The following is a 20,988-nucleotide window of genomic DNA, read 5'->3' on the forward strand; positions in this document are numbered from 1 at the left end:
CAGGGCCGGGACGTCGAGCGGCTGGGCGTACTCCCGGTCCATCCGGTCACGCGCCCGGCGCAGGCGTCGCAGCTCGTCGAGGTCGGCGCTCACACCGCCATCCTCCCTGACCCGGCGACGCCGCGGGAGCGGGATCTCCCCCGCTATCGCGGCGCGTACATGATGACGCCGACCGCGAGGAGGCAGATGAGCGCGCCGAGGAGCGGCAGGACCACCGGCGGTGACGCCCCCAACGTCACAGGCCCCGGACGAACAGCTCCGCGAGGGTCGCGCCCTCCCCGGCGAGCTCCGGGTCGGGTCCCGGGCCGGGCCGCCGGCGCAGCGAGCGCCCGACGGCGCCGTTGACGGCGCCGCGCACCGCCCCGGCCACCACGGCCGGGTCGAGGGGATCGAGCGCGGGCTCTCCTGCCGCCTCACGGGCCGCCGCCCGCTCGGCCTGCGCCCGGGCGACGAGGCCGGCGACGACCTCGCCCACCGCCGGCTCGAGGTCCACCGGCGCGGAGGTCCCCCGCGTGCCCATGACGATCTCGACGAGCGCGACGGCGTCGGACCGGTGGGTCGCCGCCCACTCGAGGTTCCCCTCGACGTACGCGCGGAACTGCTCGACCGCGGTGGCGGCGGTCGCCACCCGCGGGGCGACGAGCTCCTCGGCCGTCGCCAGCACCGTCGAGACCACCTCGGCCATCAGCTCGGCCTTGCCCGTGAAGTAGTAGGACACCATCCCGACGCTGGAGAGCCCGGCCGTCTTCGCGATCTTGCCCAGTGAGGTGTCGGCGTACCCGAGCCCCGCCAGGGTCTCGACGGCGGCGCGCACGATCTGCTCCCGCCGCGCCCGTTCGGTGAACGTCCGCGCTCCCTCGGTCCTCGCCGGCACGCCACCAATCTAGCACAACCATGCTGACTCTTGTACAGTTATACAAGGACGCCGACGGAGGAGCGATGGCATGACGACCGAGCCGACCATCGGGCTGGAGCCCGGCGGCACCGGGCCGCAGCGGGCCCGACGGGACCGGCTCTCCGGCCGGGTGGCGATCGCCGTCGCGGTCGCGGACGTCGTCGTCCCGGTCGCGCTCTACTACCTCTGCCGGGGCACCCTGCTCGCTCGGGACGGGTGGATCACCGGCCTCGCGGGGCTGTTCTTCCTCGCCAGCCGGCGCGCGAGGCGGCCGTTCGTCTTCTCGATCGCCCGCCCGCTCGCCGAGGGGCGTCTCGGCCCGCCCGGCGAGGACTGGGACTCGGTGTGGGCGCGCTTCCCGCTCTACCGTCGCGTGTGGCGGGTGCTGACCGTCCTCTGGGGCGTGGGGCTACTCGTCGACGCAGCCGTCCGCATCGTCGTCGCCCAGACCCTGCCCGTCGACGTCGTCCCGGCGGTCAACGGCATCCAGTACGCCGTGGTGTACCTGGTCCTGCAGGTCGCCAGCCAGGTGTACCTGCGGCGCTCCGGGCTGATGCGGCTGCCCGGCTTCGGGTTCTCCCGCCGCCGGACCGTCTAGCCCTCGATCACCCGCGGACCCTCGTGCGCCGCCGGCCTCCCGCTGGGCAGCATCAGCGCGAGGGGGACGCCGATCGCGGTGAGGATCGCAGTGACCATGAGCAGGTCGTTCAGCGCGGTGATGAAGACCTGGCTCTGCAGGGTCTCGTGCATCGAATACTGCTGGACGAACGCGCTGCTCGCCCCGCCGGAGGACGCGGCGGACGAGGCACCCGACGACGCCATCCCGCCGCTCCCCGAGGACGACATCAACCCGCTCCGGTCCGCCAGTCCCTGCGCCTGCTGCAGCGTCATCAGCGCCGTCATGGCGGCGAGACCGATGGCCGAGGAGGTGCGCTGCACGACGGTGTTGAACGCGCTCCCGTTCGAGGTGAACGCGGGGGGCAGCGACGCCATCCCGCCGGTCATGATCGGCATCATGGCGAGCCCGATGCCCGCGGCGCGGATAGCAAGGACCAGTTCCAGGTGGCCGTGCGGGGTGTCGGTCGTCAGGGTCGCCATGTCCCACGTCGCGTACGCGACGATCGCGAGCCCGATCGCGGCCGGCCAGCGGGAGCCGAAGCGGTCGTAGATCTGTCCGGCCATCGGCATGATCACCGCCATGACGAGGGCCTGCGGCAGCAGAAGGAGCCCGGTGTCGAACGCCCCCATGTTCTGGAACTGCTGCAGGTACAACGGAATGTAGAACAGGACCCCGAACAGCCCGACCGAGACGATCGCGATGAGGATGAGCGAGTTGCTGAACGCCCAGGTCCTGAAGACCCGGACGTCGAGCAGCGGCTGGTCGACCTCGAGCTCGATGACGACGAAGAGCGCCAGGCACAGCACACCCAGCACGATGAGGATCAGCGTCGGGTAGGACGTCCAGCCCCAGGTCGGCGCCTCGGAGAGCGCGAGGAGCAGCGAGAAGGCACCGACCGCGATGGCGAGGAAGCCGGGCAGGTCGAACTTCATCCCCGGCTCGGGGTGGAAGCGCGGAAGCAGGAGGACCGCGCCGAGCACGCCGAGCACGCCGACCGGGACGTTGATGAAGAAGATCAGCCGCCAGTCGACGTACTCGACGAGGTAGCCGCCGAACGTCGGGCCGATCGCCGGGGCGAACACGATGCCCAGGCCGTAGATGCCCATCGCGCCGCCGATGCTCTTCTTCGGCACGATCTTGTAGAGCATGGAGAGCGCGACGACCGGGATGACGCCGCCGGGGATCGCCTGCAGGATGCGGAAGACGATCATGCTGTGGACGTCCCACGCGAGGCCGCAGAACGCCGAGAAGATCGCGAAGCCGATCATCGCGAAGGTGTAGGTGCGGGAGAGCCCGAGCCGCGCCCCCAGCCAGGCGCTCGCCGGGACGATCACGCCCTCGGCCAGCGAGTACGACGTCGAGACCCACTGGATCTGGTCGGTCGTCGCGCCGAAGTCGTTCTGCATCGTCGAGATGGCGACGTTGACGATGCTGATGTCCAGCACCGACATGAACATGCCGACCACGAGGACGAGCAGCGGCACGAGCCAGTTCGACCGCGGACCGGGCTGCTCCGGCGCGGCCGGCGCCGCGGGCTTCGCCGGAGCCGGCTTCGCCGTTGCGGGCTTCGCCGGCGCCGGCGCGGCCGCGGTCCCGTGACGGGGCTCCAGCGTCGCGGGCCGGGCGGGTGGGTGGCCGTTCTCCCGGGTGTCCGGGAGCGTCGAGCCGCGGTGCCCGTCGTCGAGCGTGGTCGGGGTGACCCCGACCTCGGTCTCGGTCGACATGCGTGGGCTTCCTCCTCGCCGACGGCGTCCCCCGGGGATGCCCGGGGGCAGCGGCGTCACGCGGCGCCCCGGGAGGCGTCACGTCACCCGACGGAACCGTAGGACGAGGCGGATCGGGCCGCTCGCCGATGTGGGAGACGTCTCCCACAATCGTCGAGTGAACCCTCAGTCGCCGGGCTTGTGGATGCTCACCGTGACGTTCATGCCGGGGATGAGGTCGAGGCCCTGCGGGTCGTTGATGCCGATGCGCACCGGGATGACCTGGGTGACCTTCTGGAAGTTGCCCCCGGAGTTGGACTGCGGGAACTGGGAGAACACCGCCGCGGCGCCGCCCTGGATCTGCTGGACGGTGCCGTGGAACGTGCGGCCCGGGTAGGCGTCGACCGTGAAGTCCACGGGCCGGTTGACCTGGACCTCGTCGATGTCGGTCTCGTCGACCCGCGCGGTGACGTAGACGTTGGTGGGGTCGTAGGCGACCGCGAGCTGCGCGCCCGCCGTCACGTAGGCACCCTCGGTGGTCTCGGAGTTCGCGATGGTGCCGGCGGCCGGCGCCCGGATCGGGAGTTGCGGCTGCACGTAGGCGCCCTGCTCCCGGACGCGCCCCACGACCTGGTCGCGGTGCAGGACGCTGCCCACGGTGCCCATCCACCCGACGAGCGTGCCGCTGGTCGGCGCCACGATCGGGATCTGGGTGCCGTCGATCTGGGCGTTGTCCGTCGAAACGACCTTGCTGGAGTTGATGAAGTAGTTCGCGGCGAACGCTGCCGCCGCGACCAGGGCGAGGATGAGGATGACCGCCAGGGAGATCTTCGTGGAGCGCTTGAGCCCGCGACGCTTCGTCCCCTCCTCGCCGGTGCCTTCGGCAGGGGTGCCCTCGGCGGGGGTCCCGTCGGCTGGCGTCGCTGCGTCGACCGAGGTGGCCGTGCCACCTTCGGGGCTCTCCGGGGTGCTCACGCGCCACCGCCGAGGAGGACCTGCTGGCCCTGGGAGAGGCCGCTGGTGATCTCGGTGCGGTCGGCGCCGACGAGGCCGGTCGTCACCGGGGTCGGTACCTGTCTGCCGTCGGGTTCCACGACGGTGACCGTGGCCTTGTCGCCCTGCCGGTGCAAGGCGGAGTTCGGCACACTGATCTTCTGGTCGGACTCCGAGGTGATCACGGTCGCCTGCGCGGACTGCCCGTCGTGGACGCGGGGGTCGGTACTCGGCAGCGCGATCGTCACGTAGTACTCCACGCTGCCGCCGATCGCCGTGGAGGACGGGGCCACCGAGAGGACCGTGCCGTCGAAGGTGCGGTCGGGGATCGCGTCCAGCGAGACGGTGGTCCGCTGCTGCGGTGCGATCTTCGCCGCGTCGACCTCCTGGAAGGGGACGACGACGGCGAAGCGGGCCACGTTCTGCAGCACGAGGAACTGCGTCCCCCCGGGACGGGTCGGGGACGCCGCGCCGGTGGCGGTGCCCGCTGCACCGCCCGCCGCCTGGGCGGCCCCGGGGATGGGTGCATCGGCCCCCGGCGCCAAGGGCGTGGTCGACGACGACGGCGCCACGTACTCCCCCACCACGCCGTTGAGCGCCGAGACGGTTCCGGCAGCCGGGGCGCGCAGCGTCGTGTTGTCGAGCGCCTTCTGGGCCTGCGCGACACCGGTGCGGGCGCCGTCCACGGCCGCGGCGGCCGCGTCGAGGGTGTTCGGGCGGTCGGCGCTCGCGGAGTCCAGGCCGTTCTGGGCGCTGACCTGGCCCTGGCGCGCGCTCGCCACCTGCAGGTTCCCCGCGGCCGCGTCGACGTTGCGCTTCTGCTGGGCCTGCAGCAGTTGCTGCTGCACGGTCTGCACGCCCTGCTGTGCCGACTGCACGCCGTACTGGTCCGCCGGGATCTTCTGGCAGGGAGCCGGCGGCGTCGTCGGGTAGGTGGGCTGGCAGGCCGCGATGTCCGCCGCGAGGGCCGCCTGGGCCTGTGCCAGCCCCGCCTGCGCCTGCGGGATGGCCGCCCGGGCCGCGCTGATCGCCGCGTCGTCGGAGCGCAGCGTCGCGTCGGCCTGCCGCCTCGTCGCCGAGACGACCGAAGCAGCGGCGTCGACGGAGTTCTGGGCCCCGCCGACCGCGGTGCCGTCCTTGACCCGGTTGTAGTTGGCCTCCTGCGCCGCGAGCTGGGACTGCGCGTTGCGCAGCTGCTGGCGGGCGTTGAAGTCGTCGATGGTGGCGACGATCTGGCCCGGGGTGACCTGGTCACCGACCGAGACCCGCACGGACGTCAGCTGACCACCCGTCGAGAACCCGAGGTTCGTGGCGCCGAGCGCGGAGACCGATCCGCTCGACTCCACGCCGGTACTGATCGAGGCGGGCTCGACGCGCGCGGTCTGGGGAGGTCCGGCGCTCTGCGAACCGCCGCAGGCGCCCAGGGTGAGGGCGGAAACGACGACCAGCGCGGGGAGCGTCATCCGTCGGACGGAGCAACGGGTCACGCCCAGGACAACGCGTCGGGATGATCTGGGATACGACTCCCGGTCCGGAAGTCACCTCACGAGGTGATCATCACGTCCCCGAGGTCACCGAGTGCCTCGCGATGTGGTCGGCCATGGCGCGCATCCTCCCAGCACCGGCCGCCGGGTGATCAGTCCGTGGGACGCCACGCGTCGAGGACGTCGGGCGGCAGGTCGCCACGCGGACCGGTCGCGTCGGCCAGCCCGACGCAGCGGTCGCCGAGGAAGACCCCGAGCCCGTAGTGCACCGTCGGCGCGCCCGCGTCATCCGTCGCCTGGTCCAGGACGGCCACCCCGACCTCGTACTCGGCGGGGTAACCGACCTCCGCGACGTACTGAACGCGGAACTCGTGCGGCGCGATCTCGGGCGGCGGGCCGCCCCAGCCGGAGATGAGGATCTCCTCCTGGAGGGTCGCCACGGCGTCGGCGTACCAGGACAGCAGGGCGACGTTGTTGACGTGGCGGTTGGTGTCGATGTCGCCCACCCGGGCGCGCAGCGAGACGGCGAAGGGGTAGGCGGCGCGGTCGCGGCGTTCGGGGCCCGGCTTCAGGGCCGGCGGCACGTCGGGCTCCTCGAGGACGAGGCCCGCGAGGTCCGAGCGCAGCGCGTCCGGCAGGTCCGCGGGCCCGGCCGCCGTCGCGAAGACCGTGACGGTGTCGCCGAGCGCGACGCAGCGGTCGTCGCAGAAGACGCCGTAGCCGTAGGTGAACGACGAGTTGCCGACCCGGCGGATCCCGACGCCGATGCGGTACTTGCCGTCCCAGCGCATCGGGGCGAGCCGGTCGACGTGCTGGGCGGCGAGCAGGACCCGGAACGGCCCGAACTCGCCGTCCTCGACGAGCCGGCGGAACCCGGGCAGCTCGACCGTCACGCGGACGTCCTCGAACCATCGCGCGAGGCCCGTCGCGGAGATCATCCCGTCGGGGCCGAGGTCGGAGTAGCGCGGCACGACGTCGCGCAGGGCCGGGTAGGCCCCGGGGTGGGTCAGCGCGCAGGGCACGGCGGCGGTGTCCGACATGGGCCACATCGTCGCGAAGCGGGGGGCGGAAGCGCTCCCGGGGCGGGCCCGCATCACAGGCGCGCCGCGTCACAGGCGGCGGCGCACCAGGGTCGGCGATCGAGGTCATCGAGCCGGAGCGGGTGAAGCTGCCGGAACTGCCGCTCAGCCACTGAGCACCGCGGCCAGGCGCGCCGGTGCCGACGGGGGCTTGACGACGACGCCGCCCTCGGGGACCGGGAGCGTCTGGGCCGGCGCGACCACCGTGGTCGGGACCCAGGGCACCCCGTCGGCCGCGAGCGCGACCTGGTAACGCTTGTCGAGGCTCCACAGCATCGCCGCGGCCGGGTTGCAGAGCTGCGTCACGGCGTCGACCGCGCCCAGCCAGGCGAGGTAGGCGTCGAGGCGCTCCGGGTAGTCCCAGGTCGACCGCGGGGCCACCCGGTCGTAGCGGCCCCAGTCGACGGTGGGGTCGTCCCAGTCGACGACGTCGACGTCCACCCCGGCCGCCGCGAGCGCGGCCAGCCCGAGGGGCTCGTCCTGGTCGAGCCCGCGGGCCGCCCGCGTCGTCACCCACGCGAGGCGCACCCCGCTCAGGCCCCCGGCTCGTCGTACCGCGGCCCGCAGAAGCCGCCGCCGACGAAGGGGTCGGTCCACGGATCGGTGGGCAGGTCGCGGTCGGCGAAGACCTCGGCGTCGTCGCCGGAGCGGTAGCCCAGTTCATACGCGCCGGTCAGCGAGAACCGACGCCGGGTGTTGTCCGAGACGCCCCACACGATCCGGAAGCCGGGCGACGGGGCGGTGACCGCGGCGTCCACGAGGCGGGCGACGTCGTCGGGCGAGAGCCAGGTGGCGAGCGCGCGGGCGTCGGGCGGTTCGGCGAAGCACGACCCGATGCGCAGGCAGACCACGTCGAGGCCGTACCGGTCGTGGTAGAGGCTCCCGAGGGCCTCGCCGGCCACCTTCGCGACGCCGTAGAAGGTGTCCGGACGCGGGGTCAGGTCGTCGGGCACCGGGTCGACGGCGGGGTGGAACCCGACGGCGTGGTTGCTGCTGGCGAACACCACCCGCGGGACGCCGGCGCGTCGGGCGGCCTCGAAGACGGTGAACGTCCCGTGGACGTTGACGTCGAGGATCGCGCTCCACGCCGCCTCGCCGCTGATGCCGCCGAGGTGCACGACGGCGTCGACGCCCCGGCAGGCCTCGGTGAGCGCCTCGAGGTCGGTCACCGACGCCGTCACCACCTCCTCCCGCTCCCCCGGGTCGGCGATCTCGGCGACGTCGAGCAGGCGCAGGGTGCGGTCGGCGCGGGCCAGGCGGGGGCGCAGCATGCCGCCGATGCGCCCGGCGGCGCCGGTGATGAGCAGGGTCGTGGCCACGGGGGGACATGGTGCCCCGCGCCCGGCCCCGGTTCTCCGCGACCACCGGCCGGGTAGCCCCCGTCATGGGCGACGTCGAGGGCCACCGGTACGAGGGCGAGGCCTGGATGCACACCGAGCACGCCGACGGCCCGGGCATCCGCGCCGGTCTCGAGCAGACGCTGGCCAACCTCAAGGCCCAGCTCGACGGCAGCAGCACCGAGTCCGCGGGCTGAGCACGGTGCGGCCCATGCTCGCGACCCCGGGCGAGGTGCCCGAGGGCGCGGGCTGGGCCGTGGAGTTCGCCTGGGGCGGGGTGCGGGTGCTGGTCGGGACGGGTCCCGATGGCGTCGTGGTCACCGGCGAGGACGGCGACGACCTCACCGCCGCCTATCCGGAGCTCGCCGGCGCCGGAGACGGTCGCGACCTTCTGCTCGACGGCGAGATCGTCGTGCTCGACGGTCACGGCCGCCCCGACGCCACCCGCCTCGCCCGGCGCGTGCGGACCGCCGAGCCCGACGAGCAGTTGGTCGGGCAGGCGCCGGCGACGCTCTACGCGACCGACCTGCTGGCCGTGGACGGCGAGGACCTCCGCGAGCGCCCCTACGACGAGCGACGCGCGCGGCTCGAGGCCCTCGACCTCGCCCCGCCGGTGGTGGTCCCGCCGGCGTTCACCGACACCTCGCCCGCCGAGGTCCTCGACATCGCCCGCGGGCACGGGCTGCCCGGCGTCGTCGCCAAGCGCCGGACCTCGCACTACGAGGCCGGGGCGCGGTCGGGCGACTGGGTGGCCTCGGCGGTCGCCGGCGCCCCGGACCGGTTGGCGACGTATGTCCGCAAGCGCGACTTCGACGTGACGCCGGAGCCGACCGGCGGCGGGTCCGGCGACGGGCCCCCGATCTTCGTCGTCCAGCGCCACCGGGCGCGCCGCCTGCACTACGACTTCCGCCTCGAGATCGACGGCGCGCTCGCGAGCTGGGCGGTCCCCCGCGGGCCGACCCTGGACCCGTCGGCGCGGCACATGGCCGTCCACGTCGAGGACCATCCCCTGGACTACGCGATGTTCGAGGGCATCATCCCCGCGGGCCAGTACGGCGGCGGCGACGTCATCGTGTGGGACCGCGGCGTCTGGCACCCCGCCCGCACCGACGATCCCGCGGCCGCCGTCGCCGCCGGGGAGCTGCACCTCGACCTCGAGGGCGAGAAGCTCGCCGGACGGTTCGTCCTCGTGCGTCGGCGGGCCCGCGACGGCGACGACCGGTCGGGCAAGGAGCAGTGGGTCCTCGTCCACAAGCACGACGACCACGCGCAGGAGGGCTGGGACCCCGAGGACCACCCGCGCTCGGTGCTCAGCGGCCGCACCAACGACGAGGTCGCCGCGGCGCCGGCGGCGATGTGGCAGAGCGACGCGCCCGCCGATCAGGCCGAGGTCCCCCTCGCCGGTTCCGACCCCCGCCGGCAGGCCGCCGCCACCGACGAGGAGCTGGCCGCGCTCGACGCCCTCGACGGCGGCGGTACGTGGTCGGTCGGCGGCCAGGAGGTCGTGCTCAGCAACCTCGACAAGGTCCTCTTCCCCGGCGAGGCCGGGCCGCCGGTGACCAAGCGCGACCTCGTCCGCTTCCACGCCCGGGTCGCGCCCTCCCTGCTGCCCTACCTGGCCGGGCGTCCGGTGAACCTGCACCGCTACCCCGACGGCGTCACCCGCCCCGGCTTCTGGCAGAAGGAGGTGCCCGGTCATGCCCCCGGGTGGCTGCGGCGCTGGCACAACGCGGAGGCCGCGCCCGATGAGACGCAGCACTACTTCGTCCTCGACAGCACCGCCGGGCTCGTCTGGATGGCCAACTACGGGGCGATCGAGCTGCACCCCTGGACCTCGGCCCTCCCCGACGTCCACCAGCCCACCTGGGCGCTGATCGACATCGACCCCGGACCGGCCGTCGGGTTCGACGACGTCCTGCAGCTCGCGCGGCTCTACCGCACCGCCCTGGACCACCTGCAGGTCGAGGCGGCGCCCAAGGTCACCGGCAAGCGCGGCATCCAGATCTGGGTGCCGATCGCCGCCGGGTACACCTTCGACGACACCCGCGCCTGGGTGGAGAAGCTCTCCCGGGCGGTCGGCCGGACCGCGCCGCAGCTCGTCTCCTGGGAGTGGCACACCGACCGGCGCCACGGGCTCGCCCGGCTCGACTACACCCAGAACGCGATCAACAAGACCCTGGTCGCGCCGTTCAGCCCACGGCCGTCACCCGACGCGCCGGTCTCGACGACGTTGCGATGGGACGAGCTCGACGACCCGGACCTCACACCGGACCGCTGGACGATCCGGACGCTGCCCGATCGGCTGGCCGACGCGGGCGATCCGCTGCGCCCGCTCCTCGGCCGCGCCCAGACCCTCCCGGAGGTGCACTGAGACCGTTCCACCGCCTCGTCGCCAACCCGGGGTTCTCGACGGGTGGTGACGAGGCAGCCGGGCGGCGCGATCCTCGACGGTTCCCACCACACGAGGAGGCGCCATGTCCGAGATCCTCCGTTTCCTCGGCCTCATGACCGCCCTGCCGGCGTCGCTCGTCCTGCTGGCGATGGGCCTGGCGCGGGCCACGCAGGCCAGTCCGCCGAACTGGACCCTGTTCATCATCGGCGGGGCGCTGTTCGTCCTGACCGTGCCGCCGCTGCTGCTCGGTACGGCGCCCGCCGGGCCCACCACATCCGAACGCGGGGCGAGGGCCGCGGCGTCGGGGCCCGCCCGCTGAGGAGTCGTCGGCCGGCCCGGCTCAGGCCGGCGCCGCGGGCGGGGCGTCGTCGTGGGCACCCTGGTCGTCGACGGCCTCGTTCTCGACGCGGCTCAGCACGACCGTCCCGGCGACGATCCCCGCGGCGCCGACCAGCCCGCCCAGGGTCCAGGCGTCCACCGGCACCTGCTCGCCGAACACCGCGAACCCCCACACCATCGCGACCAGCGGGTTCGCCAGCGTGATCCCGGGCTGCGCCCAGAGCAGGTCGTGGGCCTGGAGCGCCTGCTGGAGGAACAGGAAGGAGACGATGCCGCCGACGAGGACCCCGTAGGTCTGCCAGGTGGTGAGGACCTCGAGGACACCACCGGCGTAGGCCGGTCCGAGCCCCGCGAGCAGCGCCGCGTTGAAGCCGTAGGTCACCCCGGCCCCGAGCCCGAACCACAGCGCCCGCCGTCGCCCGCGCCCGGCCCGGCCCAGGACCGCCAGCACGCCGAGGACCACCACGACGGCGGCCGTCGCGACCGCCCACGACGTCCCCGACGTCGCGGCCGGGTCACCGCCGCTCGGGACCAGGCAGAACAGCAGCGCCGCGAGCCCCACGACCATGACCGCGATCGCGGCCCATGCCCGGCGGCCCATCGGGGTGTGGAGCAGGAGCGCGCTGAGCACGAGCGTGAAGGGCAGTTCGGTGATCAGCATGGGCTGCGCCACCGAGATCGGCGCCAGCGTCAGCGCCACCGCCTGCAGGACGAAGCCCACGACGTGCCCGGCGATGCCCGCCGTCCAGGCCGGGCGGCGCAGCAGGGCGAGCACCGCGCGGCGACGCCCGGCGGTCGGGTCGTGGTGCCGTGACGCCGAGCGCTGCAGCACCGACCCGAGGGCGTTCGCGGCGGCGGCGGCCACCGCCACCACCAGCCCGGTCAGGAGCATCGTCGCGGTCCTCCCACGCTCGTCCCGAGAGCGGAAGGTACGCGGTGGCGGCGCCGGGTGCCGCTACTCCCAGGTCTGGCGGCGCCGGTACTGGGCGACGACCCCCGGCGGGAGGGCGCCGTGGGTCGGCACCGCGAGCCCCTGCTGACGGGCCCACTGCCGGGCGGACTCCAGCAGGCCGCGCACGTCACCGCGGCGCACGGTCTCCGGAGCGACCGGCCGTTGCGTCGTCGTGTCGTCGTGCTTCGGGTCGGACATCGAGCACACCTCCGATGACCTCGTCGTCACCGTCGTCGTCGAGGGTCGGGACGCTACTCCCGCGACACGGGCCCGTCATCGGTCCCGGGGAGTGCATTCCGGGCGGCGAGGGACCAGGGTGTGGCCGTGCTGCGCCTGGGCTTCCCCGTGATCGGTGTGACCGACCTCGACCGTGCCGTCGCGTTCTGGACCGCCGCGCTCCCGCTGTCCGCGAGCGAGGAGTGGGCGAGCCCGACCTGGCGGAACCTCGTCACGGCGGACGGCGTCGTCGACCTCAGCCGTGCCCCGTCGGGGGGATGAGCACCGCCCTCGGCCCCGGCGAGTGCGGGCCCTTCGGACCTGGTGCCCGGGGTCGGGCACCGTCCAGCCTGGTCGTCATGGCGAGCCTCGACACCGCACCCGGGACCACCGACGGACCGGGCGTGCGGCCGGGGCGGGGGGTGCTCATCGTCGCCTGCGTCTCGACGCTGGTGGTCAACGCCAACACCTCCGCGGTCAGCATCCTCATCCCGTCGATCAGCGCCGACCTCGGCACACCCATCGACGTCCTGCAGTGGGCGGTCACCGGCTACCTGCTCATGGGCGCCGCCACGATCATCACGACCGGGGCGCTCGGCGACGTGTTCGGCCGCCGGAAGGTCTTCGTCGGGGGTCTGCTGCTCTTCGTCGCCTCGTGCGTCCTGATCGCCCTCGCGCCGACCGGCGGCATGGTCGTCATCGGCCGGGTGATCCAGGGAGCCGCGGGGGCGACGATCCTCGCCTGCGGGCTCAGCCTGCTCTCGGTGGCCTCCTCGGGGCGTGGCCAGCTGTGGGGGGTGTCGCTGTGGGGCGGCGCCTCGGCGGTCGGGGCGGCGGCGGGCCCGGTGATCGGCGGCGTGCTCAACGAGGTCGCCGGCTGGCAGGGCCTGTTCTGGATCGACGCCGTGGTGGCCGCCGTGTGCATCCCGGTCACCTGGGCGACCGTCGCCGAGTCCTCGGACCCGGACCGGCCCCGGCGGATCGACGTGGCGGGCACCCTGCTCGTCGCCGGCACGCTGGTGCCGTTCGTGTTCGCCGTGACGGAGGCGTCCTCCTGGGGCTGGGCGTCCGCGCGCACCATCGGCTGCCTGGTGGCCTCGGTCGTCGCGGCGGTGGCGTTCGTCATGGTGGAGCGCCGGGTCCACGCGCCGCTGGTCGACCTCGCACTGCTGCGCAACGGCCTGCTGGTCGGTGCGACGACGGCCATCCTCATCGGCGCCGGGGCGATCGCTGCGATCAGCTTCCTCATCAGCCTGTACTTCCAGAACCCGCTGATCTTCGGGATGTCGAGCCTGATGGCCGGCATCGCGACCCTCCCCGTCGCGGCCGCGGTGGTGGTCGTCGCGCCGTTGGTCACCCCGCTGGCGCACCGGTTCGGGGCCCGGGCCGTGGTGCTCACCGGGTTCGTGCTGCTCACCGCCTCGTTCGCGGTGCTGGCCTTCGTCACCCCGGCCTGGGGCTACGGCGCGTTCCTCGTGCCCCTGCTCGGCGTCGCCGTCGGGCTCGCGCTCTCCAACGGACCGGCGTCGTCACTCTCGACGGCGTGCGTGCCCCCGCGCCAGGTCGGCGCCGCGTCCGGCATCTCGAACATGGCCCGCTACGTCGGCGGGGCGGTCATGACGGCCGTCGCCGCCGGCATCGTCGCCCGGGTCGCGTCGGCGAAGGCCGACGCGGGACAGGCGGGCGCCGACGCGCTCGCGGCCGGGTTCGGCCGGGCGTGCCTCGTCCTCGCCGTGATCTCCGCCTCCGGGATCCTGCTGGCGTGGAAGGTCGGGCGCGACGTCCGCCGCCCGCACACCATCGACCTCGCGGCGGCAGCGGCCTCGACGATCCACACCCTTCCCCAGGCCGGGGCGCGGCCGGCCGACTAGGGGCGGCCAGGGCACTACGTCCCGAGGCACCGGGCCCCGTGGGACCTCCCCGCACGTCGGCGCGGCGTCCACGCGCCACGTGGGCATCGAGGAGCAGTGACCAGGAGTCCCAGCTGCGCGAGATGTTCGCCGAGGGCCGACACCGAGGCGGAGATGTCGCCGGCCACCTGAGCGGGCCGGCCCGGTCCCCGGGCTGACGCCGGGGGCCGGGCTCCCTACTGTTCCTGCTGATCGTTCGAGCGGAGGACGAGCAGTGGTGACACACGAGGACGCGCACGGCCACGGCCATCCGCACGGTCATGGCCACGGGCACGGCGCCCGACCCTGGTGGCGGCGGGTGCTCCACCGCCTGCCGACCCACTCGCACGACGCCGCCGACCGTCTCGACCGCGAGCTCGAGGCCAGCCACGAGGGCGTGCGCGCCCTCTGGTGGTCGCTCGCCCTGCTCGGGGTCACGGCGGTCGTGCAGGCGGTCGTCGTCGTCCTGTCCGGCTCGGTGGCGCTGCTCGGCGACACCGTCCACAACGTCGCCGACGCGCTGACCGCCGTCCCCCTGGGCATCGCGTTCGTGGTGGGTCGACGGGCACCGACCCGGCGCTACACCTACGGCTACGGGCGGGCCGAGGACCTCGCGGGCATCGTGGTCGTGCTCGTGATCGCCGCCTCGGCCGTCGTCGCGGGCTGGGAGGCGGTCGACCGGCTGCTGCACCCGCATCCCGTCTCCCACCTGCTCGCGGTCGCCGTGGCCGGCGTCGTCGGGTTCCTCGGCAACGAGGCCGTCGCGACGTACCGCATCCGGGTCGGCCGCCGCATCGGCTCGGCGGCGCTCGTCGCCGACGGGCTGCACGCGCGCACCGACGGGCTCACCTCGTTGGCGGTGGTCCTGGGGGCCGGCGGGGTCGCGGTGAGCTGGGACTGGGCGGACCCCGAGGTCGGCCTCGTCATCACGCTCGCGATCCTGCTGGTGCTGCGCGACGCCGCCCGCGAGGTCTACCACCGGCTCATGGACGCCGTGGATCCCGCGCTCGTCGACGACGCGGAGGCGGTGCTCGCCGCGGTGCCGGGGGTCCGCGCCGTCGGCGGGGTCCGGATGCGCTGGATCGGCCACCAGCTGCGGGCCGAGACCGACGTCGTCGTCGCTCCCGAGCTCACCGTCGTCGAGGCGCACGCGATCGCCGTCGACGCCGAGCACGCCCTGCTGCACGCGGTCCCCCGCCTGGTCGGCGCGACGGTGCACACCGACCACGCCCGGCACGACGGGACCACCGACCCGCACGGCGCGCTCTCCCACCACGCCGACCGGTAGCCCCGCCGCCTCGCCGAGGGTCGGTCAGCCCTGCGCGAGGTGGGCGACGTGCTGCCAGGCCGGCTCGCGGACGCCGTCGCAGGCGGGCAACGGGGTGGAGTGGCGGGCCGAGGACCCACCCCAGTCCGTCGAGAACCCGCCGGGCTCGACGAGGGTGACGTGGATGCCGAAGCCGGCGACCTCCTGGGCCAGGGCCTGGCTGAAGCCCTCGAGGGCCCACGTGGAGGCGTGGTACGCCCCGATGCGCTGCAGCGCCGCGACCGCCCACTCCCGGCCGAAGCCGCGGGACGTGCCGGTGATGAACCAGGTCTTCATCATCCCGAAGCTAGTCCGGCTTGACCTCGACCGCGATCGAGGTCGGAGGGTGTGAGGGACCGATCCCCGCGCCGAGGAGGACACCCGTGACGACCCCACCGACGACCTTCGACGAGTCCTACCGCACCGGCGAGCCGCCGTGGGTGATCGACGAGCCGCAGCCGGCCGTGGTCGCGCTCGAGCGCGCCGGCGGGATCACCGGGCCCGTCCTCGACCTCGGCTGCGGCACGGGCGAGCACACGATCCTGCTGCGCCTGCTCGGCTACCGGGTGCTCGGCGTCGACGCGGCCCCGGCCGCCGTCGAGCGCGCGCGGGAGCGGGCCCGCCTCGCCGGCGTGGCGGCCGAGTTCGCGGTGGGCGACGCGATGGCCCCCGCCGCCCTCGGGCAGTTCGCCACGGTGCTGGACAGCGCACTGTTCCACGTCTTCGACGCCGACGACCGCGCCCGCTACGCGCGCGCCCTCGCCGACGTGGTGGTGCCGGGCGGGCAGGTGCTCGTCCTCGCCCTGTCCACCCGCGGCCCGGGCTTCGGCCCGCAGATCGACGACGACGCCGTGCCCGCCGCCTTCACCGCACCCGCGTGGACCGTCGAGACGCTGCAGGAGTCGACCTACCGCGGCCGGGTCACCCACGACGACCAGGCCAGGACCACCGGCCGGGCCCTCGGCGAGCTCGTCGACCTGCCGGCGCTCCTCGCCCGCGTCCGCCGCACGGACGCCGATGCGGCAGAGTGAAGCCGTCCCGGCGACGCTGGCCGGCCCGGACGCACGTCCTCGCCACGGGAGGCTGGTCATGATCTTCGACATCCGCGTGTCGGCCACGACGTCGAAGCCCGTGCGCTCGTCCCCGGAGTTCCTCCGCTCCGCGATGGCCCGCTATGGCCCGACCGCGCACACCGTCGGCACCGACGGCCTCGACGCGGTGCTCCACGTCGAGGCGGACCGCCTGGCCGACGCCATGACCGACGCGCTCAATGCCGTGATCGACGCGCTGCACGCCGCCGGCGACGAGGTCCGGGCGGCCACCGTCAGCGGGGCACGGGACGACGACGGGTCCGACGAGGCCACCGACGAGGACGACGAGGCCGAGGACTGAGCCGGTTGCGCCGTCAGGGCGCGCCCGGGAACGACCGTTCTAGGCTGACCGACAACGCCCGTTCTGCCACGCCTCCGGAGGTCCCCATGGACGGACGCCCGCCCTACCCGCCGTTCGACGCCGAGTCCGCGGCGAAGAAGGTCCAGGCCGCCGAGAACGCCTGGAACACCCGCGACCCGGAGAAGGTGTCGCTGGCCTACACCGAGGACTCGGTCTGGCGGAACCGCGACACCGTCGTGCAGGGCCGGGAGGAGATCGTGGCGTTCCTGACGCGGAAGTGGGAGCGCGAGCTGGACTACGCGCTGCGCAAGTCGCTGTGGGCGTTCACCGGCAACCGGATCGCGGTGCGCTTCCAGTACGAGTGCCGTGACGCGGACGGCAGGTGGTGGCGCTCCTACGGCAACGAGAACTGGGAGTTCGCCGAGAACGGCCTCATGCGGCGTCGGGAGGCGAGCATCAACGACCTGCGGATCGACGAGTCCGACCGTCGCATCGTCGGGCCCCGCGCCGAGGGCGACACGACGGAGATCCCGCTCGCGTGACCCAGGCGGGGGTGACTCAGCCGGCGGGCTGCCGCGGCTGGTCCACTCGAGCACCACGCGCAGCGCCGTCTCGGTGACGGTGCTGGACTCCGAGCCGATCTCGGCGAAGGCGCGGCGGTGGCGCTCCCAGAACCGGCGCTCACCCTCCGGGCCGGTGGTGCCCGGGTCGGTGCTCATGGCCAGGGGCTCGTCGCGGCCCGGTGGGCCCGAAAGGTCCCCTGGATCTCAGCTCGCGGGGACGCCCGGCCACGTCGCGACGCGCAGCTCCACGCGCCCGTCGCGCACGCGGGTGGGAAACACCGCCGCCGGCGCGGTGGCGGGCCCGTGCACGACCCGCCCGTCCTCGAGACGGAAGACGCTGCCGTGCCAGGGACAGACCAGGCACTCGTCCCCGTCGGCGGTGGTCAGCTCCCCGTCGGACAGCGGTGCCGACGCGTGGGGGCACCGCTCCCCCAGGGCCAGGACCTCCTCGCCCCGGCGGACGACGACGACCCCGACGTCGCCCGAGGTGCGCGAGACGGGCGCCCCCTCCGGCAGCTCGGAGACCGGGCCGACGTCGATCCAGTCCTCGGGACCGATGTGCGGGTAGGACTCGGCGTGGTTCGCGCCGAGCGACTGGTGGTAGCTCAGGTGGCCGCCGAGGGCCGCGCCGGCGGAGCCGACCGCGAGCGCGGCCCAGCCCCACAGCGCCCCGCGGAAGCTGCGGCCCCGCGCCCGCGCGGCCAGTGAGGCGACGTAGCCGGTGAGCATCGTGATGTTGGCGGCGGCGTGCACGACCCCGACCCGCTGCTGCTCCTCGTGGGCCTGCGCGTAGTCGGCCCAGCCCGCCGCCGCGGTCGGCGCCGCGGAGAGCAGCCCGACCCCGATGAGGGCGGTGGCGGGCCGGCGGGTGCGCGGCACGAGGTCGAGCAGGCCGGCGGAGAGGAAGCTGCCGAAGGTCAGCTGCGCGAGGACCGGGTGCAGCGGATGCCCGATCGGGACGCCGTGCAGGACGTCGGCCACCTTGCGGTCGGTGAGCACGCGGTTCACCAGGTCGCGGGCGGGCGCCGCGATCTTGTCGAGTGCCGGCCAGGCGGCCAGCCGGTCGATGTCATCGAAGGGGCGCACGAGGACCTCCGTGGTGGGGATCGGGCGAGGAGGAGATCACCGTTCGTACCGGTCCCCGAAACTCCTCCGCCGCAGAGGTGGTGTCGAGGGCGCCCGAGGTGGGAAACCGCGCGCGCCGGACCCGGGCACCGGGGCCGACGGGTTGACCTCGCAGCCGCTCCCACCTCCGCCCCGTGACCCACCGGGCCGTGTCCCGGGTCCGCCGAGAGGAGCCGCCATGGCCGCGGTGACCCGACTCCCCACCCCCACGGAGGAGCACTGGCGCTGGCAGGCCCTGGCCGCGTGCCGGGGGATGGACCTCGACGCGTTCTTCCACCCCCCGGGCGAGCGCGGCCACGACCGCCGCCGACGCGAGGACCGTGCGAAGCGGATCTGCCGCGCGTGCCCCGTCATCGACGCGTGCCGTCGGTGGGCGCACGGGGTGCAGGAGCCGTTCGGGGTCTGGGGCGGCGAGTCCGAGGACGAGCGTCGCGCGGTGATCCGGGCCGAGCGCCGGGAGCGGCGGCTCGCGGCGCGCCGGGCGGGGATCGTCGTCCGGTGACCGGGCCGGAATCGACGGAGCCGTCGCTCTCGTTCGTCGGGACCGCCACGGTCCTGCTCCGCTGTGCGGGCATGCGGGTGCTGGCGGACCCGAACTTCCTGCACCGCGGGCAGCGCGCCTACCTGGGGCACGGCCTCACCTCGAAGCGGCTGACCGAGCCCGCGTGGACCCCGGAGGAGCTCGCCCCGGTCGACGCCGTCGTGCTGTCCCACCTGCACGGCGACCACTGGGACCGTGAGACCCGCCGGCGCCTCCCCCGGACGACGCCGATCGTCACCACCCGGCACGCCTCGCGACGGCTGCAGACCGTCCACGGCTTCCCCCGCGCAATCGGGCTGGACACACGACTACACGGTCTTCCGCTCGCCGCTGTCGGACTTCGTCGCCGAGGCCGAACGGGCCGGCTGGCTCGACCGGGTCGACCTCGTCGCCCGCGGGGACACCATCTCCTTGTAGGCGTCAGCACTCGCAGCATCACCTGGTCGCGAGCCGGGCCGCCCGCCGCTCGAGATGGCGCTTCTCGGCCTGGTTGAGGGCGGCCCGAGCCGCGCGGCGGTAGTGCTCACGCGCCCCGTCGTCCTGGCCGAGGAGCTCGAGGAGGCCGGCCCGCACGGCATCGGGCCGGTGGCTGCGCCCCAACCGGGGATCGTCGGCCACCGTGTCGAGCACCGCGAGACCGGCCCGGGCGCCCTGGGCCATCCCGACGGCGACGGCACGGTGCAGGGTGACGACGGGGTTGTCGGAGCGCCGTTCGAGCAGGCCGTAGAGGACGACGATCTGCGCCCAGTCGGTCTCCGCGTCGCTGCCGGCCTCGGCGTGCACGGCCGCGATCGCGGCCTGCAGCTGGTACGGGCCGAGCGGCGCGGTGGCCAGGGCGTGCTCGAGCAGCCCGGTCGCGTCCGCGATCGCGGTGTGGTCCCAGCGCGTGCGGTCCTGCTCGGCCAGGGTGACGAGGTTCCCGTCGGCGTCGGTGCGGGCGTCGCGCCGGGCGTCGGTGAGCAGCATCCGGGCGAGCAGGCCGGCGATCTCGCCGTCATCGGGCCGCAGCCGGTGCAGTCGCCGGGTGAGGCGGATCGCCTCGGCGGTGAGGTCCACCCGGGTGAGGACGGGTCCCGTGGTGGCGGTGTGGCCCTCGGTGAAGACCAGGTAGAGGACGTGCAGCGCGGCCGCCAGACGCTCCCCGCGGTCGCCGTCGGGTGGCGGGAAGGACCCGCCCGCGGCCCCGATCGTGGCCTTCGCCCGGCTGATCCGCTGGGCCATGGTCGCCTCGGGCACGAGGAACGCGCGCGCGATCTCGGCGGTGGTGAGGCCGCCGACCGCCCGGAGCGTCAGCCGATCCGGCTCGGCTCGGAGAGCGCGGGGTGCGCGCAGAGCAGCAGCAGCTCCAGCGTGTCGTCCTCGGCGGTGCCCGTCGCGGCGTCGACGTCGGCGGCGGGCGCGGACGCCGTCGTCGGCTCCCGGGCGGCCACGGCGAGCTCCCGCTCCCGCCGGGCGGCGTCGCGTCGCCACTCGTCGGTCAGCCGGCGGGCGGCGACGGTGGTCAGCCAGGCGACGGGCTCGTCGGGGACGCCGTGGCGGGGCCAGGCCCCGGTCGCGGCGAGCAGGGCCTCCTGGACCGCGTCCTCGCACCGCGCGAACCCGCCGTGCCGACGGACCAGCGCGCCGAGGACCTGCGGCGCGCACCGGCGCAGCAGGTCCTCGACGCCGCCGTCGGGGCTCACGCCGGCTCGCGCTCCACGAGCCCGTAGCCGGCCGTGAAGACCACCGGCCGCACCTCGACCGGCAGCCGGTCGGTGCCGGGGATCATCGCGGCGAGCTCCTGGGCGCGCTCGGCGCTCTCGCAGTCCACGAGGTAGAAGCCGCCGATGTACTCCTTGGCCTCGAGGAACGGGCCGTCGGTGACGGTGGCGGCCCCGGGCCGGCCGCGGACCACCACGCTCTGCGACGGGTCGGCCAGGGCGTGGGTCCCGACCATCTCGCCCGTGGCGGTGAGCTGCTCCATGAACGACTCCTGGCCGCCCATGATCTCGGTGCGCTCCTCGTCCGAGAGCGACTCCCAGGTCTCCGGGTTCATCTGGATCATCAGCAGGTACTTCACGGTCTCTCCCACTCGTCGGCGGCGCCGTCGCGGCGCCGGTCACGAGCAGTACGGAGCGGGCCGGGCACCGCTCGACATCCTCGTCGTGTGACCCGGAGCACAAC

24 protein-coding genes and 1 pseudogene are annotated in these 20,988 nt (G+C 74.4%); 12 read left to right on the plus strand and 13 right to left on the minus strand.

All coding sequences use genetic code 11. The annotated features are described in order from the left end of the window. Nucleotides 1-235: 235 nt before the first annotated feature. A complete protein-coding gene (locus tag VGH76_RS01135) occupies nt 236-874 on the minus strand; it encodes a TetR/AcrR family transcriptional regulator (RefSeq protein ID WP_331554761.1) in 639 nt (212 codons plus the stop codon). 70 nt (nt 875-944) lie between these two features. Here VGH76_RS01135 and VGH76_RS01140 point away from each other — a divergent pair, with 70 nt between their 5' ends. Continuing rightward, entirely contained in the window at nt 945-1,493 is a 549-nt protein-coding gene (locus VGH76_RS01140) for a VC0807 family protein (RefSeq protein ID WP_331554762.1), read from the plus strand. On the opposite strand, the gene VGH76_RS01145 is transcribed toward VGH76_RS01140, so the two are convergent. The 6 genes from VGH76_RS01145 to VGH76_RS01170 form a co-directional block, all read right to left on the minus strand. Further along, nucleotides 1,490-3,238, minus strand: coding sequence for an MDR family MFS transporter (locus VGH76_RS01145; protein WP_331554763.1), 1,749 nt, complete (start codon nt 3,236-3,238; stop codon nt 1,490-1,492). The two genes, VGH76_RS01140 and VGH76_RS01145, sit on opposite strands and share 4 nt — an antisense overlap. Nucleotides 3,239-3,403: 165 nt before the next feature. Beyond that, nucleotides 3,404-4,192, minus strand: coding sequence for an HlyD family secretion protein (locus VGH76_RS01150; RefSeq protein ID WP_331554764.1), 789 nt, complete (start codon nt 4,190-4,192; stop codon nt 3,404-3,406). Next, entirely contained in the window at nt 4,189-5,673 is a 1,485-nt protein-coding gene (locus VGH76_RS01155) for an efflux RND transporter periplasmic adaptor subunit (protein WP_331554765.1), read from the minus strand. The genes VGH76_RS01150 and VGH76_RS01155 overlap by 4 nt, the downstream gene beginning before the upstream one ends. A 173-nt stretch (nt 5,674-5,846) precedes the next feature. Next, nucleotides 5,847-6,734: a hypothetical protein gene (locus VGH76_RS01160; RefSeq protein WP_331554766.1), complete on the minus strand. Its 888-nt coding sequence runs from the start codon at nt 6,732-6,734 to the stop codon at nt 5,847-5,849. Nucleotides 6,735-6,878: 144 nt separating this feature from the next. Further along, nucleotides 6,879-7,286, minus strand: coding sequence for a hypothetical protein (locus VGH76_RS01165; RefSeq protein ID WP_331554767.1), 408 nt, complete (start codon nt 7,284-7,286; stop codon nt 6,879-6,881). Nucleotides 7,287-7,306: 20 nt separating this feature from the next. Beyond that, nucleotides 7,307-8,092: an NAD(P)-dependent oxidoreductase gene (locus VGH76_RS01170; RefSeq protein ID WP_331554768.1), complete on the minus strand. Its 786-nt coding sequence runs from the start codon at nt 8,090-8,092 to the stop codon at nt 7,307-7,309. Between the two features lie 8 nt (nt 8,093-8,100). Between VGH76_RS01170 and VGH76_RS01175 the strand changes: the two genes are divergently transcribed. From VGH76_RS01175 to VGH76_RS01185, 3 genes are all read left to right on the plus strand, one after another. Then, complete coding sequence (locus VGH76_RS01175) at nt 8,101-8,307, plus strand: hypothetical protein (protein WP_331554769.1); 207 nt, start codon at nt 8,101-8,103, stop codon at nt 8,305-8,307. 14 nt (nt 8,308-8,321) lie between these two features. Continuing rightward, nucleotides 8,322-10,481: a DNA polymerase ligase N-terminal domain-containing protein gene (locus tag VGH76_RS01180; RefSeq protein ID WP_331554770.1), complete on the plus strand. Its 2,160-nt coding sequence runs from the start codon at nt 8,322-8,324 to the stop codon at nt 10,479-10,481. 103 nt (nt 10,482-10,584) lie between these two features. Then, on the plus strand, nt 10,585-10,821 hold the full coding sequence (locus VGH76_RS01185; RefSeq protein WP_331554771.1) for a hypothetical protein: 237 nt from the start codon (nt 10,585-10,587) through the stop codon (nt 10,819-10,821). Nucleotides 10,822-10,842: 21 nt separating this feature from the next. Here VGH76_RS01185 and VGH76_RS01190 read toward each other — a convergent pair whose 3' ends face one another. Both VGH76_RS01190 and VGH76_RS01195 read right to left on the minus strand, forming a co-directional pair. Further along, entirely contained in the window at nt 10,843-11,733 is an 891-nt protein-coding gene (locus tag VGH76_RS01190) for a DMT family transporter (protein ID WP_331554772.1), read from the minus strand. A 63-nt stretch (nt 11,734-11,796) separates the two neighbouring features. Beyond that, nucleotides 11,797-11,991, minus strand: coding sequence for a hypothetical protein (locus tag VGH76_RS01195; RefSeq protein ID WP_331554773.1), 195 nt, complete (start codon nt 11,989-11,991; stop codon nt 11,797-11,799). A gap of 120 nt (nt 11,992-12,111) precedes the next feature. Between VGH76_RS01195 and VGH76_RS01200 the strand changes: the two genes are divergently transcribed. From VGH76_RS01200 to VGH76_RS01210, 3 genes are all read left to right on the plus strand, one after another. Further along, complete coding sequence (locus VGH76_RS01200) at nt 12,112-12,291, plus strand: VOC family protein (protein ID WP_331554774.1); 180 nt, start codon at nt 12,112-12,114, stop codon at nt 12,289-12,291. A 77-nt stretch (nt 12,292-12,368) separates the two neighbouring features. Continuing rightward, nucleotides 12,369-13,880, plus strand: coding sequence for an MFS transporter (locus VGH76_RS01205; RefSeq protein WP_331554775.1), 1,512 nt, complete (start codon nt 12,369-12,371; stop codon nt 13,878-13,880). Nucleotides 13,881-14,133: 253 nt separating this feature from the next. Continuing rightward, entirely contained in the window at nt 14,134-15,186 is a 1,053-nt protein-coding gene (locus VGH76_RS01210) for a cation diffusion facilitator family transporter (RefSeq protein WP_331554776.1), read from the plus strand. Between the two features lie 24 nt (nt 15,187-15,210). On the opposite strand, the gene VGH76_RS01215 is transcribed toward VGH76_RS01210, so the two are convergent. Further along, nucleotides 15,211-15,501 carry an SDR family NAD(P)-dependent oxidoreductase gene (locus VGH76_RS01215; RefSeq protein ID WP_331554777.1) on the minus strand — a complete coding sequence of 97 codons (291 nt, stop codon included), beginning with the start codon at nt 15,499-15,501 and terminating at the stop codon, nt 15,211-15,213. An 86-nt stretch (nt 15,502-15,587) separates the two neighbouring features. Here VGH76_RS01215 and VGH76_RS01220 point away from each other — a divergent pair, with 86 nt between their 5' ends. The 3 genes from VGH76_RS01220 (at nt 15,588) to VGH76_RS01230 (ending at nt 17,138) form a co-directional block, all read left to right on the plus strand. Further along, nucleotides 15,588-16,235 (plus strand): class I SAM-dependent methyltransferase, encoded by a 648-nt coding sequence (locus tag VGH76_RS01220; protein ID WP_331554778.1) that lies wholly within the window; start codon nt 15,588-15,590, stop codon nt 16,233-16,235. A gap of 58 nt (nt 16,236-16,293) precedes the next feature. Beyond that, the gene (locus tag VGH76_RS01225) at nt 16,294-16,596 is read left to right on the plus strand and encodes a hypothetical protein (RefSeq protein ID WP_331554779.1); all 303 of its coding nucleotides are present in this window, start codon (nt 16,294-16,296) and stop codon (nt 16,594-16,596) included. 86 nt (nt 16,597-16,682) lie between these two features. Beyond that, a complete protein-coding gene (locus VGH76_RS01230) occupies nt 16,683-17,138 on the plus strand; it encodes a nuclear transport factor 2 family protein (protein WP_331554780.1) in 456 nt (151 codons plus the stop codon). A 225-nt stretch (nt 17,139-17,363) separates the two neighbouring features. Here VGH76_RS01230 and VGH76_RS01235 read toward each other — a convergent pair whose 3' ends face one another. Continuing rightward, complete coding sequence (locus VGH76_RS01235; RefSeq protein WP_331554781.1) at nt 17,364-18,245, minus strand: Rieske (2Fe-2S) protein; 882 nt, start codon at nt 18,243-18,245, stop codon at nt 17,364-17,366. Nucleotides 18,246-18,462: 217 nt separating this feature from the next. Here VGH76_RS01235 and VGH76_RS01240 point away from each other — a divergent pair, with 217 nt between their 5' ends. Both VGH76_RS01240 and VGH76_RS01245 read left to right on the plus strand, forming a co-directional pair. Next, nucleotides 18,463-18,786 carry a WhiB family transcriptional regulator gene (locus VGH76_RS01240; RefSeq protein WP_331554782.1) on the plus strand — a complete coding sequence of 108 codons (324 nt, stop codon included), beginning with the start codon at nt 18,463-18,465 and terminating at the stop codon, nt 18,784-18,786. Then, nucleotides 18,783-19,319, plus strand: a complete 537-nt coding sequence (locus tag VGH76_RS01245) for an MBL fold metallo-hydrolase (RefSeq protein ID WP_414637648.1) — start codon at nt 18,783-18,785, stop codon at nt 19,317-19,319. The genes VGH76_RS01240 and VGH76_RS01245 overlap by 4 nt, the downstream gene beginning before the upstream one ends. On the opposite strand, the pseudogene VGH76_RS01250 reads toward VGH76_RS01245, so the two are convergent. Both VGH76_RS01250 and VGH76_RS01255 read right to left on the minus strand, forming a co-directional pair. Next, a pseudogene (locus tag VGH76_RS01250) lies at nt 19,261-20,507 on the minus strand (RNA polymerase sigma factor). The gene VGH76_RS01245 and the pseudogene VGH76_RS01250 sit on opposite strands and share 59 nt — an antisense overlap. Beyond that, nucleotides 20,504-20,884, minus strand: coding sequence for a YciI family protein (locus VGH76_RS01255; RefSeq protein WP_331554783.1), 381 nt, complete (start codon nt 20,882-20,884; stop codon nt 20,504-20,506). Before VGH76_RS01255 ends, VGH76_RS01250 begins: the two are co-directional and overlap by 4 nt. Between the last annotated feature and the right edge of the window lie 104 nt (nt 20,885-20,988).

The sequence above is a fragment of the Actinomycetospora sp. genome (genome assembly GCF_036497585.1).
In the GTDB taxonomy this organism is placed as follows: domain Bacteria; phylum Actinomycetota; class Actinomycetes; order Mycobacteriales; family Pseudonocardiaceae; genus Actinomycetospora.